This window comes from Streptococcus sp. SS4, from assembly GCF_030440125.1.
Taxonomy (GTDB): Bacteria; Bacillota; Bacilli; order Lactobacillales; family Streptococcaceae; genus Streptococcus.
In genome coordinates this window covers 386,507-403,695 of record NZ_JAQFJM010000001.1, presented here as the reverse complement: position 1 = coordinate 403,695, position 17,189 = coordinate 386,507, and the positions used below count along the sequence as shown (strand labels likewise).

The 17,189-nt window shown below is 40.5% G+C and carries 17 protein-coding genes and 1 pseudogene; all 18 read right to left on the bottom strand.

Features of this window, described 5'->3' with window-relative positions; all coding sequences use genetic code 11:
- Nucleotides 1–577 precede the first annotated feature (577 nt).
- Complete coding sequence (locus PCY16_RS02000; RefSeq protein ID WP_195413679.1) at nt 578–967, bottom strand: hypothetical protein; 390 nt, start codon at nt 965–967, stop codon at nt 578–580.
- On the bottom strand, nt 948–1,871 hold the full coding sequence (locus PCY16_RS01995) for a phosphodiester glycosidase family protein (protein WP_195413678.1): 924 nt from the start codon (nt 1,869–1,871) through the stop codon (nt 948–950). The genes PCY16_RS02000 and PCY16_RS01995 overlap by 20 nt, the downstream gene beginning before the upstream one ends.
- A gap of 160 nt (nt 1,872–2,031) precedes the next feature.
- Nucleotides 2,032–2,766, bottom strand: coding sequence for a PHP domain-containing protein (locus PCY16_RS01990; protein ID WP_195413691.1), 735 nt, complete (start codon nt 2,764–2,766; stop codon nt 2,032–2,034).
- An 8-nt stretch (nt 2,767–2,774) separates the two neighbouring features.
- Nucleotides 2,775–3,419 (bottom strand): TIGR01906 family membrane protein, encoded by a 645-nt coding sequence (locus PCY16_RS01985; protein WP_195413677.1) that lies wholly within the window; start codon nt 3,417–3,419, stop codon nt 2,775–2,777.
- Complete coding sequence (locus PCY16_RS01980) at nt 3,409–4,182, bottom strand: TIGR01457 family HAD-type hydrolase (RefSeq protein WP_195413676.1); 774 nt, start codon at nt 4,180–4,182, stop codon at nt 3,409–3,411. Before PCY16_RS01980 ends, PCY16_RS01985 begins: the two co-directional genes overlap by 11 nt.
- Nucleotides 4,172–4,960, bottom strand: a complete 789-nt coding sequence (locus PCY16_RS01975; protein ID WP_195413675.1) for a toll/interleukin-1 receptor domain-containing protein — start codon at nt 4,958–4,960, stop codon at nt 4,172–4,174. The genes PCY16_RS01980 and PCY16_RS01975 overlap by 11 nt, the downstream gene beginning before the upstream one ends.
- A 20-nt stretch (nt 4,961–4,980) precedes the next feature.
- Nucleotides 4,981–5,712, bottom strand: coding sequence for an acyl-ACP thioesterase domain-containing protein (locus PCY16_RS01970; RefSeq protein WP_195413674.1), 732 nt, complete (start codon nt 5,710–5,712; stop codon nt 4,981–4,983).
- On the bottom strand, nt 5,713–6,849 hold the full coding sequence (gene hemW, locus PCY16_RS01965; RefSeq protein WP_195413673.1) for a radical SAM family heme chaperone HemW: 1,137 nt from the start codon (nt 6,847–6,849) through the stop codon (nt 5,713–5,715). It lies immediately after the preceding gene.
- Nucleotides 6,850–6,945: 96 nt separating this feature from the next.
- Entirely contained in the window at nt 6,946–7,680 is a 735-nt protein-coding gene (locus tag PCY16_RS01960; protein WP_195413672.1) for a hypothetical protein, read from the bottom strand.
- 205 nt (nt 7,681–7,885) lie between these two features.
- A pseudogene (locus PCY16_RS01955) lies at nt 7,886–8,971 on the bottom strand (hypothetical protein).
- 64 nt (nt 8,972–9,035) lie between these two features.
- Nucleotides 9,036–10,082 (bottom strand): dTDP-glucose 4,6-dehydratase, encoded by a 1,047-nt coding sequence (rfbB, locus tag PCY16_RS01950; protein WP_002884100.1) that lies wholly within the window; start codon nt 10,080–10,082, stop codon nt 9,036–9,038.
- 385 nt (nt 10,083–10,467) lie between these two features.
- Nucleotides 10,468–11,061, bottom strand: coding sequence for a dTDP-4-dehydrorhamnose 3,5-epimerase family protein (locus PCY16_RS01945; RefSeq protein WP_013990761.1), 594 nt, complete (start codon nt 11,059–11,061; stop codon nt 10,468–10,470).
- Nucleotides 11,061–11,930 carry a glucose-1-phosphate thymidylyltransferase RfbA gene (gene rfbA / locus PCY16_RS01940; RefSeq protein WP_195413671.1) on the bottom strand — a complete coding sequence of 290 codons (870 nt, stop codon included), beginning with the start codon at nt 11,928–11,930 and terminating at the stop codon, nt 11,061–11,063. Before rfbA ends, PCY16_RS01945 begins: the two co-directional genes overlap by 1 nt.
- A 213-nt stretch (nt 11,931–12,143) precedes the next feature.
- Complete coding sequence (locus PCY16_RS01935; RefSeq protein WP_080611417.1) at nt 12,144–13,490, bottom strand: PHB depolymerase family esterase; 1,347 nt, start codon at nt 13,488–13,490, stop codon at nt 12,144–12,146.
- A gap of 185 nt (nt 13,491–13,675) precedes the next feature.
- Complete coding sequence (locus PCY16_RS01930) at nt 13,676–14,764, bottom strand: FAD-binding oxidoreductase (RefSeq protein ID WP_080611418.1); 1,089 nt, start codon at nt 14,762–14,764, stop codon at nt 13,676–13,678.
- Nucleotides 14,765–14,830: 66 nt separating this feature from the next.
- A complete protein-coding gene (locus PCY16_RS01925) occupies nt 14,831–15,658 on the bottom strand; it encodes a ZIP family metal transporter (protein WP_064524697.1) in 828 nt (275 codons plus the stop codon).
- A 12-nt stretch (nt 15,659–15,670) separates the two neighbouring features.
- The gene (locus PCY16_RS01920) at nt 15,671–16,459 is read right to left on the bottom strand and encodes a Nif3-like dinuclear metal center hexameric protein (RefSeq protein WP_064524698.1); all 789 of its coding nucleotides are present in this window, start codon (nt 16,457–16,459) and stop codon (nt 15,671–15,673) included.
- Nucleotides 16,449–17,135, bottom strand: a complete 687-nt coding sequence (locus tag PCY16_RS01915; RefSeq protein ID WP_064524700.1) for a tRNA (adenine(22)-N(1))-methyltransferase TrmK — start codon at nt 17,133–17,135, stop codon at nt 16,449–16,451. Before PCY16_RS01915 ends, PCY16_RS01920 begins: the two co-directional genes overlap by 11 nt.
- Between the last annotated feature and the right edge of the window lie 54 nt (nt 17,136–17,189).

The following is a 17,189-nucleotide window of genomic DNA, read 5'->3' as shown; positions in this document are numbered from 1 at the left end:
AGGAGTCGCCCCCTCTTCCTCATGAAGTCACAAGGTATCTCTTGTAACTCCTGGTCTCTAACGGAACCACCCGTCGTACACTACTGTCATTCAGAGTTGGCATACGCTCTCAAGAATGTGTCGTCTTTGATCTCATGCGTTCTCAGCTTCCCGCACTCTCTGTGAAACGATCTAACTTTTTCTATCAACGATTTAGATTTGAAATTATTCTACATGAAAATTCAAAACAATGCAAGCCTTTTTTGCATATTTTTATAAAAAATAAAATATAATTGTATATTTAATAGCTGAAAACGACTGTTTTTAAAACTTTCCTAATTGGTTACAAATTTGAGGTGATATTATTCCGTGGATGATTTCAGTAATCCATGCAGTTTCAGACGCTTCCATCACTACGAAAGGTCTCCTTTTATCTATATTCCTATCACAGAAATCAAACTCCCTTATTTTTTATGAAAATCTCTTCAGCCCATTTCGTGAGTCAAAATAATAACTTCATTTATAAGTTGTATATTTATCCTAAATAAATTTTCAAGGCAAGACAAAAAGCCTGGAGCAGTACTCCAAGCTCTTATTTTTAAGCTAGTTTTCTAGGCCTGATAAAACCAATTATCAAGCTCAAGCAAAGTAGTCCTGCAGCGACATACCAATAGGGCATATCCACGCTAGTCGTGCGGCCTGACACTTCAACAATTCCCTTAACCAGACAGGCACTTGCTACAACTGCGATTGCTGAATTTAATAAGAGTTTCGAAGCACGATTTCTCACCCAAGACATTCCCAGTCCCGTAAGTAGATAGATAATTGCTCCAACCAATGGTGCAAAGAACATCATGCGCATAAACATGGATGATTCCCCATAAGAAAAGCGTTCATAGACAAAGGTAAAGACCAAGCTAAAAATAGTTAAACCAATGTAGGTGAAAAAGTGCTTGCTGGCTGATTTTTTAGTAACCGATGTAAACAATATCGCTCACCGCCCTTTCTGAGATTTTGTTTCCGTTTGTGGTTGGCTTATTAATGACTTGACCATTGAAATACATGGTTGATGAGCCACCACCGTCAAGGTTATAGGCTGTCGTCACGCCATAAGATTTCATCAATTCTGCCATTTCATACAGAGTCAACCCTGACGACTCACTGGTACGACCATCCGAGACAATGACAATATAGTGCACACTACCATCACTTTCTTCGATAACTCCGATGGCTGTACGTGGATTGTCAGCCATGGCTTGACCGACCTCCTCATTTTCTGAAACAGCTACCTTACCATTTTCAACCAAGGTTGGACCAAAGGCAAAGGTATTAACCACACCTGAATCGACCAGTTTTTGAGCCGTTGTATCGCTCTCCTTAAAGGTCTTGAAGCTACCGTCTGAGTAAACCGCTAGATCCTCATAGTCACTGTTTCGATCCGTATCACGATAGACTTGGCCATTTTTAATCACATAGCCTGACTGGTTAGCCCCATAATAGTCACCATTGATGGCAAAAATAGCATTATTTTGTTGGGCAATACTTGAAGTGGTGTCAGTAATATTGGTACCATAGGTGTTTTGTGCCAATGCCGTTTTAAGGTAGTCCGCACTTGAAAGTTTGATATCAGCAACATAGTAAGTGGTATCACTGGTTTTACCCGTCGTGATTTCAATTTCCATATTGTCATCTTTATAAGTCGTATCCGTCTTAGTGACCTTACCAGTGCTGGTAGATGCTGTCGACGAAGCTGTGCTTGGGCTAGTCGTATTAGCTGAAACCGTTGAGACTGCCGAGGGAATGACAAAGACCTTTAAAAGGGAATAGACATTTGCCCCCATCAGAAAAAGGGTGAAGAGTAAGGCATAAGCATGCCTTTTTAAGAATTTCATAGAAGACCTCCAATTTTAAAAGATAAGATCGAAACCGTAAGTTCCTTTTACTTGAAATTAGCATAACAAGGAAAGCTTAAAGTCTTCTATAAATCCCATAACCACGCCTTTTCTTTAAGTTTTCCTTAAGAAAAGACAGCCTCAACTGAAGCTGTCTGCTCTATATAATCATATCCTCTGTAATGTCAAATTCTCTCAAGAGATCCTGAATCTTATCAAAGTTCAGACGGAAATGCTCTAACTTATGCCCATCAGAACCAATAGAATACTTGCAACATCCCATATCCTTGACCAGACCTAAGGCATAACGATAGAGGTCTTCATGGTGATAAAGGTACATGCTCTTTGAATTCAGCTCAAAAGCCAAATCATTAGCAATCATTTTCTTAAAAATACGTTTAAGCTGATTCTCATAGGCTTTTAGCTCATCAACAGTCACCTCAAACAGGCGAAAACCATAGTCAAAGTGAGCCAGGACATCTGCGTCCACACGACCAATAGCATACTCCAACTTGTCCAGATATTCTTGAATGATACTGGCCTTATCCATATCAGCTACCTCATCATCAAGATAATCATTGACCCCATTATGGTGAACAGAGAGCAGTTTGAGATCATAGTCCTTCCCATCCAAAAAGTCTAAAATATCACTTTCTCTAGGCTGGTAATAACCAATCTCGATGCCTCGTTTAATACGATTGCCATACTTGAGGTTGAGATTTTCGATCTCATGACTATAGGCCTCGTACTCTGGCACATCGTCCTGTTTCGTGTAAGGATTAGAGAGATCATAATGCTCCGTCGTTACAATCTCGCCATCAAAATGTGTCAAATAATCAGTAAAATCCGCATCCGAATCATAGGAATGATGGGTATGCAAATGGTTATCACGAATCGTCATCATTACTCCTTATTCTTTAAATAGCTTCTCACCTGTTTATGGGCTAGCCAGGTCAACCCCACCATGATGCCCTCATAAATAATAAAGAAAATCACAAAACATTGAAGGAAATACTCTTCTGGCAAAACATTAATAATCGGGTCCAACATTGGATTAAAGAGCCAACTGCTATCCCCAGGAAAAAGCGCCTCATGAAAGAGCGTGAAAAACTCATCAAAACCAAGAAATAGTCCTATAGTCCCTATAAGAATTGGCAAAACAGCTAGACTCAGATAAAGTCTACGATAAAGACCAAAGGTCCCCTTCTTCACATTTCGCCAAAGAAAACTCACAGCTGGATAAGCCAGTAGGATAACAAGCCCCTGAACTAGATGAAAGAGCCACTTGACATCATGAAAATGCTTAAGCCCACTCTCTGACGACGGAAAATCAGGCATGGCCAGGCGCCCCACCCAAGGAAAGGTCAGGTACTGCATAAGAACATTGAAATTGTGCCAGAGCTCTGTCTTACCGATAATGACATAGTCCAAAAGATGCATCCAGTCAATATCAAAATAATAGAAGCCCCATGCTAGGTAAATCGTCAATAGAATAGAAAAGGCCAAGAGCCAAATGGGAGTCAACACTGCTTCAATCTTAGTTCGCATCAAAATCCCACTCCGCTAGACTAGAAACAACATGAGTCGGCGCAATAGGTAAATCTGCTACTTCTTCTGGTTTGGTAAAACCAGTTGTTACTAATAGACTTGGGATTCCATTATCGATTCCTGCGCGAATATCTGTTAGATAGTTGTCCCCTACCATCACCAAGTCTTCACGCGCTAGTCCAAGATGTTCAACTGCCTTCTCCATAATGATAGCATTAGGTTTTCCAATATAAACAGGTTTGACCCTAGTCGCTACCTCAAGCAGAGTAATGATAGAACCTGCACCTGGTAAAAGACCACGCTCGGTTGGAATATTTAAGTCAGGGTTGGTACCGATAAAATGCGCACCTTTTGCGATTGCAAGTGTTGCTGTTGCTAACTTTTCATAGTCTACTTGCCAGTCTAAACCAACAACCACATATGCAGGATTGTCCTTGTCCTCAACATAGCCTGCCGCTTGAATGGCTTCCTTCAGACCTGCTTCACCAATGACATAGACCGTTTTTTCTAGTCCAAGGTCATTCATATAGTCTATGGTCGCTAACGTTGCAGTGTAGATAGTTGTCACTGGTGTATCAATGTTGAAGTGATTAGTCAACATCTCTTGGACACTCTCAGGTGTTCGTGTCGTATTGTTTGTGACAAAGAGATAGGGAATATTTCGCTTTTGCAACTCATGAACAAAAGCTTCTCCTTCAGGGATCCGATCCTTCCCCTTATAAATTGTTCCGTCTAAATCTATTAAATATCCTTTATAAGTCATCTAACCTTAATCTCCTATTAAAAAGTCTTAAATGCCTTTTTATTCTCTCTATTCTATGAATATTCTCTTTTATTATATCAACATCAAACTCATCTGTCTGCAAACAAGCCAACTCATTTATTTTTTGAAGGTCGAATTCTATTAGTTCCAAATCTTCAAATAAACCAGGAGGTACAAAACTAACTCGTGAATTGTTGGAATTTCTATTAAAGTCTTTTAACGATTGAATCTCATGTAAGATAACATTCAATATTTTTTCATCAGAGGGAACTTCTTGTTCACTATTCTGACTTCGTTCAGGTATTTCTTTTAATTGTTCATCTAAATCACTCCACCACTTCATAAATGCTGATTCCAAACGTTCTTCTTTCAAATGTTCAGTCTCTTCAGCAAGCTCATTTATATCCATAATTAGCTGTTTAATCGATTCTTTTGAAACTTCTTTTGACGATTGAAATTGCTTAAGAGGACCATTATTTAAAATAGTAACCTCTGCATCATACAAAATCGGAACCAAACGAGATTGCAATGATTTTGATAGTGCACCTGCTTCAAAATTTATCCATGGTGCATCTATATTTTCTGGTGTAACAAATACCAGACCAAAATCATTAGAACGCAAATTTTCTTCTATGCTTTTCCCCCACCGCTCTCCGAGTTTTATATCTTTTTCTGACATATAGGGTTCAACATATTGTAAAACATTGGGAAGCCATTCTTTAAAACATTTCGCCAAATATTTACTTCTATCTCCCGACCAACTTAAAAATATTCTCATTTCTTTCTCCTTTTGTTAATTTAATCTATTCTCTGCCAAGTTATCTTTGCCTGAGCATTGACGACTCCTTGGCTGGTAACTTGATGGCAACTATGCAATCCGTCCAACTCATAGCTAGAGGTAATCATACCACCAGGACGAACTTCCTTCACGTATTTGAGAGTGATTTTCTGTGGGATATGATCCTTGAGAAATCTTGCTCCCATGACTTCAAACATCCACTCCAAATACTTGCTATTGTTAACGTGGCCATTCATGTCTAAGTCAAAATAGCGCACACGGTATAGGGTCTCATCGGGATTTTCCAAAGCCTTGTAACGAGGACCACGAAGCAACTTTTTAGTTTTTTCAGCTCCATAAGGTGCTACCACCTCATCGGGCACCTCCACTACCTTTCTCGTTTCATAATCCATGAGGGCAAAAGTAGTCTTAAAGAGCATGATTTGTTGACCTGCTTCATCTGTGATGTAAAAATTACGGTAACAGAAAATCTTATTATAGGAAATAGCTTCCGTTGTAATGGTTACTTTTTCATTGTAGCGAGGCAGGCGGTCAATTTCGATAGCATAATCCGTCACAATCCAAACCAGACCATATTGATCAAAAACTGCGTCGTCCGCATTCCCAAGAGACTCAGACTGCATGGCTGATACTTGCAAGGAAAATGCCAACAAATGTGGTAATTTCACCTGATGTGTAATATCCGTCTCATAAAACGGAATCTGATAAGGAATACTAAATTTTAATCCCATCTAATCCTCCAATATAAATTGCTCAGCGACATTATCTCCCAGAAAGAGGCCCCGTTTGGTCATACGAACCACATCTGGATCCTTAACCAAAAGCCCATCTGCTTGTAGTTTTTCCACAATGTCCCCATAAGTATCCGCAAATGATAAGCCAAATTTCTCTTCAAACCGTTTGATAGACACCCCTGATTTTTTCCGTAAGCCAAGGAAGAATTCCTCCTCCATCATCTCCGCCTTAGTCAGATGCTCCTCGTGAAGTCTAGCATGCCCATCCTCTGCTATAGCTTTTAGGTAATGCTGGATAGGACCACGATTACGGTAACGAACACCATTGACATAACCAGATGCCCCAGCACCCACACCATAATACTCATCATTATTCCAATACATGAGATTGTGGCGACTCTCCATCCCAGGTTTGGTAAAATTGGAAATCTCGTAATGCTCAAAACCATTTTTTTCCAACTCTTGGATAATATAGTCAAACATCTCTGCTTCTAAGTCCTCAGTCGGTAGATTGAGCTTACCCCGACGCATCTTATTCATAAAGACCGTGTGATGTTCTAATATCAAACTGTAGAGACTTAGATGTGGAATATCCAGCTCCAGTGCCTTTCTCACATTTTCCTTGACCTGATCCATGGTTTGACCAGGCAGAGCATAAATGAGGTCAATGGAAATATTATGGAAACCAGCAGACTTCAAGCTATCAATGCTTTCATAAATCTGTGCTTGATTGTGACTACGACCAATTTGACGCAAGTGCTTGTCATCAAAGGTCTGAACCCCTAGAGACACCCGATTAACAGCTGATTTTTTGAGCACTTTAATCTTATCAAGTGTCAAATCACCAGGATTGGCCTCAATGGTAAATTCCTCCAGCTTAGACAAATCCAAGTTCTTCTGAAGATTGCTTAAAAGGTAGTCCAACTGCTCCGCAGAAATAGCCGTTGGCGTACCACCACCAATGTAAAGGGTGCGAAGCTCCTTGATATCTAAAAGCTCCCACTCACGAATCAAAGCCCGTAGGTAGTCATCAACGGGCTGATTTTTAATGAAGACCTTGGAAAAGTCACAATAATAACAAATTTGTGTGCAAAATGGAATGTGCACATAAGCTGACGTTGGTTTTGTTTGCATGTAACTATTCTACCATTTTTTAAGCAGAAATGAGACCTGGAAAAAGAAGAGTTTGACGCACAAAGAAGCCATCTTCATTCAGATAGCTTCTTTACTTTATTTTGTTAATGAAAATGGGAAAGCATTATAGTTGCTATAATCAAAGGTTGGTCCCAAATCAGAGATAAATTGAACTGGTGTGTAGGTGCCATTTTCAAGAATAAAACCAGGCTTAGCTTGGAAACCAGCTCCCCCTAGTCCAGTAATGCCAGGAAGCAGGGTTGAAAAATCGCCACCCTCCCAAACGTAGAGATTACCAGAAATCTGAACAGCTTTTGCAGTTGTTGAGCTTTGACGATAGGGTTCGTAATCAACATTGAAATTTGCCTTTGAAGTAATATTGCCATCAGCATCAACTGTAAAACTAATATCTGTCGCCTGAGGACTGGTACCTGTCCAAGTTCCTACTAAGGCTGCTGGAACGGGAGCGTCACTCTGGGTATCAGGTCTTGCTTGACCAGACTTGTTTGACTCAGAAGCAGTACTGCTACTTGTTCCTGCTTGAGCATCGGTTCCTGCTGAAGCTTGATCTTTTACTGAGCTAGATTCAGAATCACTTGCTAGGTCTTGGCCTTGGGAATCTTTTGAAGCTTCCGTCTTAGCCTTTTTGGCAGATTTCCTTTCAGCTGTTTTTGGCTTTTCTGATGACTTTACTACTTTAGACGTTGAAGTTGTAGATGATGATGCAGTGTCTTTTTCTGACTTAGAGCCACATCCGACAAGAGCCCCAGAAACAGCTACAGATAACAAAACAAGTGAACAAACACGGATAACTTTTCTTTTCATTTTCATAAACCTCTTTCTATATTTCTATTATATCTTTTTTATTACAAATATCAAGCGTTATCTGTAATTTTGTAACTTTTGTGTAATTATTTGTATTGCTGTCATAAGTTAATATATCCTTGTAACCAAAAAACCTATCACCCCCATAGGAATGATAGATTTTGGACTATTATTTAAGCACTTCTTATCTTATCTGATAGAGATAGAGTGATTAGCGAGTGTCTTCTTTTTCAATATAACCTCTATGGAGATGGTCGTATCTATCCTCCAAGATAATAATGCGTTTACCACCATCTACAACTACATAATAGTATAAATTTTTCGGATCGTGGTAGATGTCATTAACACTCTTAGCTTGGTAACCATGTGACTTAAGAGACTTCTGTACTTTAGCAAACTCTTTTTGTACTTTATCCTTATCTACCCTACCTGATTTATCCACCAGATATTCTTTTAAAGGCTTAACAATTAAGATATCTTTACCATCAGAACCTGTAGTCATAACGCCATTTTCAGAGATAGTCCCTTCTACTTCTGAATCATCATTGGAATCAAATTTTTTCCATTGCCCAACAAAAACTTTTGGAACCTCTGCCTTATGAAAAAGACATATCTTTTTTAAATCTTTGGTACTTCTTGATCCATAGTAGAGTTCGTTTAAGGATAAAACTAGAACAAAGTTTGTCCCATCCTTCTGAATCAGATTATAGTAGCCAACCCCTTTCGTCTTTACCAGTATGATCTCTTTGGTCTGTAATTGGTATTTCTTGTCAAAATCAGCAATCGTTTTTAGTTTTGAATCACTGACGTCCTCTAAGCTTTTTTCAAACTTCTGTCTAACTTTCTGACCAATAGAGATTTCTTTGATTTCTTCTTCTGTATGGCCAACAACGAGTTTTGACTTCTTCCCATTTAAATCATAAACCAAACCAACATTATCACTAGTTACCCACAAACCATTCAAGTTTGTTTCTTTGGAAGAAAACAAAAAAACTCCAAGACTTGTTGCTAGGACAAGAAATAAAGCAATGGCAAGACCTATAAACGTCTTCTTTCCAAACTTTTTCTGTTTAACAAAGACAAGCTACTGTGTAGAAGATTGACTGACCATTTGACCAGTCACTTGATTAGATAAAGGCATGGCTCCACCAGCTAAAGATCCTGCATTGTTGGAAAAAGTAGCTTGTCTACCTTCCAAAACAAACTCACCATTTTGAAGAGCCTGCTGACACTCCTGGATAGTGGGTTTTCTATTATTTATCGCTTCAAAATATTCAATCCATGCTTTTCTATTCATCATTTCTCCTAACAATTCTTAATAGAAAAATCTATCACTAACTTTGAAGTGATAGATTTTCCAATTATTTAAGCACTTCTTGTGTTTTAGCGTAGTTTGCTTCAACAGCTTCTTTTTCAGCTTTCCACCAGTCTTGGTGATCTGTGTACCACTTGATTGTTTCTTCCAAACCTGATTCGAAGTTTGTGAATTGTGGTTCCCAACCGAGTTCTTCACGCAATTTTGTTGAATCAATAGCATAGCGCAAATCGTGACCAGCACGGTCTGTCACACGGTCGTAAGCATCTTTTGGTTGACCCATTTTTTCAAGGATAAGTTCAAGCACTTCCTTGTTATTCTTTTCACCATCGGCACCAATCAAGTAAGTTTCACCGATACGACCTTTAGTGAGGATAGCCCAAACACCAGTTGAGTGGTCGTTAGTGTGAATCCAGTCACGGACATTTTTACCTTCACCATAAAGTTTTGGTTTGATACCTGACAAGATGTTGGTGATTTGACGTGGGATGAATTTTTCGATGTGTTGGTATGGTCCATAGTTGTTTGAGCAGTTTGAAATAGTTGCCTTAACACCAAATGAACGCACCCATGCTTTAACGATAAGGTCTGAAGCAGCCTTAGTTGATGAATAAGGTGACGATGGGTTGTATTTTGTTTCTGCTGTGAATTTTTCACCAGGACCTTCACCGTGTCCAGGAAGATCTTCGCGCAATGGAAGGTCACCATACACTTCGTCTGTTGATACGTGGTGGAAACGAATATCGTATTTACGAGCAGCTTCCAAGAGTGTGTAAGTACCAATGAAGTTTGTGTGGATAAATGGTGATGGGTCGTTCAATGAATTATCATTGTGGCTTTCAGCCGCATAGTGAACGATAGCATCAGCCTTAGCAGCCAATTTATCAACCAATTCAGCATCAGCAATATCACCAACAACCAATTCAACACGGTCACCAAGGATTTCTTCAATGTTAGCACGGTTACCTGCGTAAGTGAGTTTGTCAAGGACAGTCACATGCACGTCTGGATGGTTGTTGTAAACATAGTGTACGAAGTTTGAACCGATGAAACCAGCGCCACCGGTTACGATGATATTTTTATATTCAGTCATTTTTTCTCCAAAAAATATTGTTTTTTTCTTAATCGTTCCTTAAATCAATCTTTTTTAGCTTTCCTTAGGTGAGTACGGACGTCAGCGAACTTCGAAGAAGTTCCATGACTAAATTAAGATACAAAGGGCGTTTGCGGATAAAGTCAAAATAGGAAGTTTGACGCAGAATCTTTCGATTCTAGGAAAACTTATCTTTTTGACACAATCCGTAGCCCGTGTTCAATTCGTTTTGAGCCTAATGTCTCAAAACCTCCGAGCACCTGAAACACAATGGTTCAGGTGCTTTTCTCACGGCGGAAAGCTAATCATATAGCTCGCTTCGCTCGTTTATAACAAAGCTAAAAACTATATAATGATTTTCAAAATTGTTTTAAGAGCTATATTCTTACAAATCCTCTGGTTTGAGGGGGTTAACGTCTTTGAGCAATGGGTGATTTTTATCTGCTTCTGAGACTTCTGCTTCTTCCAAGTTTTCCCACTTGATATCAAGGCTTGGGTCAGCGTAGTTGACAAAGGCGTATTTAGGTTTAAGTTCAAGTGCCCAGTAATCGTTTACAAGGTAGCTGTATGATACTTTGTCAGACAAAACTTGGAAACCATTGGCAACACCACGAGGAACAAAGATTCCTTTTGAGGCATCAATAACAGTTTGATAAGTATTCCCAAACGTTTCGCCTTCACGGAGGTCAACCCATGTTCCAAGAACCTTTCCTTCATCTGCTACTGAGATGTATTTATCCCAAGGCTCAGCGTGCAAGCCACGCAAAACATTTTTACGTGAGAAAGAAACGTTATTTTGCAATTTTCCTTCTGCAAAGAATGATTCTGGAAAACCGAGTGGCAACATCTTTTCCTTTTGGAAGTTTTCCTTGAACCATCCACGGTTATCTCCATGAACAGGAATATCAAATTCAAGCAGACCTGGGATAGCATCAATCTTGCGGGCAGCTAGTTCTTTACCAAAAAATTGTTCAGTCATTATGCTTCTCCAATCAGACGGAGCAAATATTGTCCGTATTCGTTTTTCTTAAGTGGTTGTGCCAATTCAAGAACCTGTTCTTTAGTGATATAGCCCATGCGATAGGCAATCTCTTCAAGGTTAGCTACTTGGACATTCTGCAAACGTTGAACTGTCTCGATGTACTGAGCAGCTTGCAAGAGACTTTCATGAGTGCCTGTATCCAACCAAGCAAAGCCACGTCCCATAAGCTCAACAGAGAGATCCCCACGTTCTAGGTAAGCCTTGTTAACATCCGTGATTTCAAGTTCGCCACGAGGACTTGGCTTGATGTTTTTAGCAACTTCCACAACATCATTGTCATAGAAATAGAGACCAGTTACAGCAAAGTTTGATTTTGGATGCTCAGGTTTTTCCTCAATTGAGATGGCATTCATATTGTCGTCAAACTCAACAACACCAAAACGTTCTGGGTCCTTAACTTGATAACCAAAGACTGTAGCACCTTTTTCCTTAGCTTCAGCACGTTGAAGCATGGCAGAAAGACCATTGCCATGGAAAATGTTATCCCCAAGGACAAGCGCAACACTATCGTCACCAATGAAGTCTTCACCAATGATAAAGGCTTGAGCCAAGCCATCTGGACTTGGTTGTACTGCATAAGAAAGTGAAATACCGAACTCAGAACCATCACCAAGGAGCTCTTCAAAACGTGGAAGGTCCTGTGGCGTTGAGATGATGAGGATTTCCTTAATACCAGCCAACATAAGCGTTGAAAGTGGATAGTAAATCATTGGTTTATCGTAAATCGGCATCAGTTGTTTTGATGCAGCACGTGTCAATGGATACAAACGTGTCCCTGAACCGCCTGCAAGAATAATACCTTTCATAAGAAGGCTCCTTTTTTCTCTAATATATTACCTATATTTTAGCATTTTTCAGCCCTCTTGTCACGGTAAACCCTATGTTCTTAAGCTTTCATTAAGAAAATAACAAGTGTCCATTTTCTTAATCCAATGAAAAAAGGATTTCGATTGAAACCCTTTTAGATTGAAGATAACCACTCGTAGCACTTTCCTTAAAAAGCGTAATCATCATCTTCTTCAGTGTCTTTGTGCACTCATCCAGTCAAAGATACTGTTATAAGTTTGACCATTGACACTTGCACGAGAGCCTCCTCCATTAGTTGGATCAGTGGCTACCATACCACTATATCCGTCCCAATTTTTCGTATTTTCAGGATGCTGAACGCCAATCACCTGGTCATGGAAGAAATAAATCCAAGCCCAATGACCATCATACTCTGTGCCAGGAAGATCAGTCCCAGTCGCTGTTTCAAAGTATGAGAACCACTTGTTAGTAGCTCCAGAGGTAATCAAGCTCTTGTATAAAGGCAAGACACTATTTTCTGGTTGTACTGTTGCGTCTGCCTTTGTGTGAATCAACCACATAGGCTGGTTCTTCAGTTTATCAATTCCAGATTGGTCAACAGTTAAGGGAGCAGCAATTGGAATAAGAGCTGCAAAATAATCTGGATAGGCTGCTCCCATGGTCAAGACCATACCACCACCATTTGAAACTCCCGCAAGATAGATTCGTCCCTTATCTACCTCTGGGTGATTAGCTAGGTAGGTATCAATGGTCTCTTTGAGTTGGGCTGCATTATCCGATCCCCAAGGTGTCTGTGTTTGAACAGCTAGAACATTAACCCCACGCGCCTGATCACCAGTTGTTAAGAAATGGCCTTGAATCTCAGGCTGGGCAAGCGCATAGACGTCATTTGAAAGAAGCGGAATATTCATGTCTGTCCCTCTTTCACCAATGCCGTGTAGCCAGACAATCAAAGGTTTGGTGCTATTCCCCGTACCAGTCTGGGCACTATAAGCCGCATACTGCATGTTACCTACCTGTCCTCGATCGCCGAAAACCTCCGTCGTTGGCATCAAACGATTGTTGATGGCATCTTGCTCAGATGAAACCATCTGTGACTGACTACTACCTTCTGCCACTACTGACAAGTCTTTCATTGATACCATATAACTTTCCAGCCATTGATTGGTCCAAGTAGAAAGGTTAAAATACATAGGTTCAGCATTCCCACCCATGTTGTAGCGATTATAAGATGGTAGGCTCAATTCAAGCGTCACGTACTTGCTATTGTCATAATAGACCACATGCCCCTTATCATCAGAAACATAAGAGTTCGTTACCTGACGACTGACCCCTGCTGTTGTAACCTGAGTTGAGCTGTGGACAACCTCTGGTGTGACCTTCTGATTAAATTCAAAAATGACTTTGGTTACAGCTGGTCCAAACTCATAACTTTCTAGAACAATACTTGTCTTTGTCACAGCCAAGTCTTCTGCTGCCCCTGCTTTAACAGACAGGCCTAAGCTAATGGCTAGCAAGGAAACAAAGATTGTCACATATACTTTAACTTTTTGGAACATAGTCCCTCCCCTTTTTTATTAGTATTCACCTACAATCGATGAACAGTAACTATTTTATTATTTTCTAATTAAATAAGAAATAGATACAAAGAAACTCTAATAAAAAGAATCAGCTAGCATCCCTCAATAAGGAGAAATAGCTAACTGATTCATAAATCTTAATATATTGGAGGGCTTTAATACTATTAGTCTTTTTTCTTAACGTACTGAGCCACTGGATAATCTGCACTGTCCAAACTACCAGATCGGTTCATGGCCAAATCAACCAGATTTTTCCCAATCAGTGGCCCTGTCGTGAGCCCTGAAGATCCTAAACCAGAAGCAACAAAGACACTCTCAAGCTCTGGAACTTCTCCAAAGAAAGGAGAGAAATCACTCGTGTAGGCTCTCGTTCCCACACGTTCTGAGAAGGACTTAGACGTACTTAAGTCAGGGAAATAGGTCTTAGCCTCTTCCTCCAGACTTGCAAGTACAGTCTCATCAACTGTCAAATCAAAGCCTTGGTCATTTTCGTGGCTGGCTCCTACCGAAATCTTTCCACCAGCAAAGGGGATGACATCTAGTTCGCCCTCTGGCATCAAAACAGGCAACTTACCAGTATCTAACCCCTCAAAGAAATAGTCACGTAATTGACCTTTTTGGGGACGAACATCTACTTCAAAACCAAGGGGGGCAAGCGTTTGACCAAGCCAGGCACCACAAGCGAGAATGACCTTATCAAAAGTTTGAGCATTAATCTCGTAAGTGCCATTGTCAAGAGGAGAGAGTGTAACTGTCCCCTCTACCTTTTCAAAACCTGAGGCATCAATCAAAGTAGCTGTTAATTCTGCCCCCTCCACTCTAGCTCCTCCAGAAGCATAGAGATAATGGTCAAATCCAGTGAATTCAGGGAGATCCTCAGCATTTTTTATAGAGAGTTCACCAATAATGGGTGATTCTTCTAGTCTCGTCTCTGCATACTGGTACAAAGCGTCCAATTTACTATCGTCTTTCTTGAGAAGGGCTACACCAGACTGATCATAGAAGTTCGTGTCATAACCATCCTTTTTAAGATCTGAAACTAAATCTTGGTAAAAATCTGCTCCCAAACGGGCCATGCGATACCAGGCCTTATTTCGGCGTTTAGAAAACCAAGGACTGATAATCCCTGCTGCTGCCTTGGTTGCTTGTCCAAGACCATGGTCGAAAACAGTAACCTCTACGTCTTTTTCTTTTGATAAGTAATAGGCAGCCGTTGAACCGACAATACCTGCTCCAACAATTGCAATTTTCATTTTTTACTCCATCTATTTGAAAAGAGCTGAGTCCTATATCAATAGGCACAGCTCTTTATTCTTCTTTTACCCCAAGGCCACGTCCATGACCATCATGACGACAAAGCCAACCATAAGGCCCAAGGTTGCTACGTCAGTATTACCATTGGTTTGTGATTCAGGAATCAATTCCTCCGTTACCACAAAAATCATGGCACCAGCCGCAAAGGCCAAAGCATAAGGAATGATTGCCATCATCCACATAACAAGGGCAGCTCCCATAACAGCCCCTATAGGCTCCACGATAGCTGACATAGATCCCCAATAAAAGGCCTTGATACGAGATTTTCCATCTGCTCGAATAGGAACTGAGAGGGCTGCACCTTCAGGGACATTCTGCAAACCAATACCTATAGCTAAACCAATGGCTCCCATGAGACCAGCGAATGTCATATTGCCACCAGCCAAGGCTCCAAAAGTCACACCGACTGCCAATCCCTCTGGAAAATTATGAATGGTGATAGCCAAAAAGAGCAGGGCTGTCTTGGACAACTTTTTCTTACGAGGTTGAATACCTTCTGCTTTAGAGATGTCATTCCCCAAATGCAAATGGGGAACGACGGCATCAATCAAACGAAGGGCAACACCTCCAAGCAAGAAACCAGCTGCCGCAGGGAACCATGACCACTTCCCATAGCCATTTTGAGTCGCATAAGTTAAAGAGGGGTCCAAAAGCGACCAAAAAGAGGCCGCAATCATGACACCTGCCGCAAAGCCCATCATGATATCTAGCAATTTACGGCTAATATTCTTGAAGAAGAAAACAATGGCCGATCCGACAATGGTACAGCCCCAAGTAAAAAGACCAGCAAGCAAGGCCAAAAAGACCACATTTTGATGTAAAAGCCAAGTCACAGACACATCCTCCTACAAATGGTCAAAAGGATTGGTTGAGGACTGACTTTCAAGTATCGTCACATTCCAATCATGCTCAAGTTTCCAAGCCTCAAGTTTCTCAGCAATCTTTGAGATAAAAAGGGCTTCGATATGGTGCCCAGGATCAATTGCCAAGAGACCATTAGTAATCATTTCCTGTCCTGTATGGTAGTAAACATCACCAGTGATGAAGACTTGTGCGCCCTTTTTCAAAGCATCCTTGTAAAATCCTTGACCGCTACCTCCACAAATAGCCACACGGCTAACTAGAGGATTGTCATGATTATAACGAACCAAGCGAACACTATCTAAGGCAAAAACAGACTTGACTTTAAGAGCAAGTTCTTGAATAGTCTGAGGCACGATATCACCTACTCGACCGATTCCATGATTTTCAGAAGTCTGCGTTAAATAAGTAGTGTCTTTAATGTCAAGTAAGTCACAGAACCAATCATTAAGCCCATCATTAACGACATCAATATTAGTATGACTCACATAGACAGTAATATCATGCTTAACCAGGTCAAGTAAAATATCTCGGTCAGGCGAAGACACCAAATCCTTAACTGGACGAAAAATTGGAGCATGTTTAGCAATAATGAGGTCCACACCTTTTTCAATAGCTTCGGCTACCGTATTCTCACGAACATCCAAGGTAACCATGACCTTCTGAATCTCTTTGTCCAGACTACCAATCTGCAAGCCAACCACATCACCTTCCATAGAAAGCTCCTGTGGACAAAATTCTTCATAAGTCTTAATAAGTTCACTAGCTAACATGATTCAAAACCTCCTTAATGGTTTGAATTTTATCTTCAATAGCTGTACGATCAGCCTGATTGGCCAGTGGAATGGATCCTAAAGCAAGCTCTAATTTATTGATTTCGCGTTGCCATTTGAGCTGGAAAACCTGAGATTGGTCTTTCATGAGATGAGGACCAAAACGCACTTCCTTGTCCGAAAGGCTCATGTGTCCAGCCTCTGCAACCATGATTTCGTAGTATTTGCCATTTTCAGTCAAGATAGACTCTGCAATAATCTCAAAACCATTTTCCATCAACCAAATACGGAGATCATCTTCACGATTATTTGGTTGTAAAATCAGACGGTCTACGCCCTTAAGTTTGTCCTTTCCAGCATCAAGGATGTCAGCAATAAGACGTCCTCCCATACCACAAATCGTGATAGTGGTTACGTCATCAGCAGGCTCAAAGGCAGCCAAGCCATTAGCCAAGCGCACCTCCATTTTATCTTGGAAACCAGAAGCTGAGACATTAGCAAGAGCGGATTCATAGGGCCCTTTTACCACTTCTCCAGCAATAGCTGAAGTAATCAAACCTTTTTCAAGTAAATAAATCGGAAGATAGGCATGATCACTGCCTACATCCAAGAGTTTTGCGCCTTTGGGAACATAGGTTGCTACATCCTTAAGGCGTTGAGATAATTGTACGTACATGTTTCATCTTTCTATTTTTTTAAGTCTCTTCAATTATATCAAAAAAGGAGGTTG

Excerpts from the sequence above, each read along its gene's own strand:
- PCY16_RS01945 (WP_013990761.1), bottom strand. The coding sequence starts at position 11,061 with ATGACTGAACAATTTTTTGGTAAAGAACTAGCTGCCCGCAAGATTGAT.
- PCY16_RS01975 (WP_195413675.1), bottom strand. The coding sequence starts at position 4,960 with ATGAGAATATTTTTAAGTTGGTCGGGAGATAGAAGTAAATATTTGGCG.
- PCY16_RS01930 (WP_080611418.1), bottom strand. The coding sequence starts at position 14,764 with ATGAAAATTGCAATTGTTGGAGCAGGTATTGTCGGTTCAACGGCTGCC.
- rfbA (WP_195413671.1), bottom strand. The coding sequence starts at position 11,930 with ATGAAAGGTATTATTCTTGCAGGCGGTTCAGGGACACGTTTGTATCCA.
- PCY16_RS01980 (WP_195413676.1), bottom strand. The coding sequence starts at position 4,182 with ATGACTTATAAAGGATATTTAATAGATTTAGACGGAACAATTTATAAG.
- hemW (WP_195413673.1), bottom strand. The coding sequence starts at position 6,849 with ATGCAAACAAAACCAACGTCAGCTTATGTGCACATTCCATTTTGCACA.
- PCY16_RS01920 (WP_064524698.1), bottom strand. The coding sequence starts at position 16,459 with ATGTTAGCTAGTGAACTTATTAAGACTTATGAAGAATTTTGTCCACAG.
- PCY16_RS01970 (WP_195413674.1), bottom strand. The coding sequence starts at position 5,712 with ATGGGATTAAAATTTAGTATTCCTTATCAGATTCCGTTTTATGAGACG.
- PCY16_RS01935 (WP_080611417.1), bottom strand. The coding sequence starts at position 13,490 with ATGTTCCAAAAAGTTAAAGTATATGTGACAATCTTTGTTTCCTTGCTA.
- PCY16_RS01915 (WP_064524700.1), bottom strand. The coding sequence starts at position 17,135 with ATGTACGTACAATTATCTCAACGCCTTAAGGATGTAGCAACCTATGTT.
- PCY16_RS01960 (WP_195413672.1), bottom strand. The coding sequence starts at position 7,680 with ATGAAAATGAAAAGAAAAGTTATCCGTGTTTGTTCACTTGTTTTGTTA.
- PCY16_RS01985 (WP_195413677.1), bottom strand. The coding sequence starts at position 3,419 with ATGCGAACTAAGATTGAAGCAGTGTTGACTCCCATTTGGCTCTTGGCC.
- PCY16_RS01995 (WP_195413678.1), bottom strand. The coding sequence starts at position 1,871 with ATGAAATTCTTAAAAAGGCATGCTTATGCCTTACTCTTCACCCTTTTT.
- rfbB (WP_002884100.1), bottom strand. The coding sequence starts at position 10,082 with ATGACTGAATATAAAAATATCATCGTAACCGGTGGCGCTGGTTTCATC.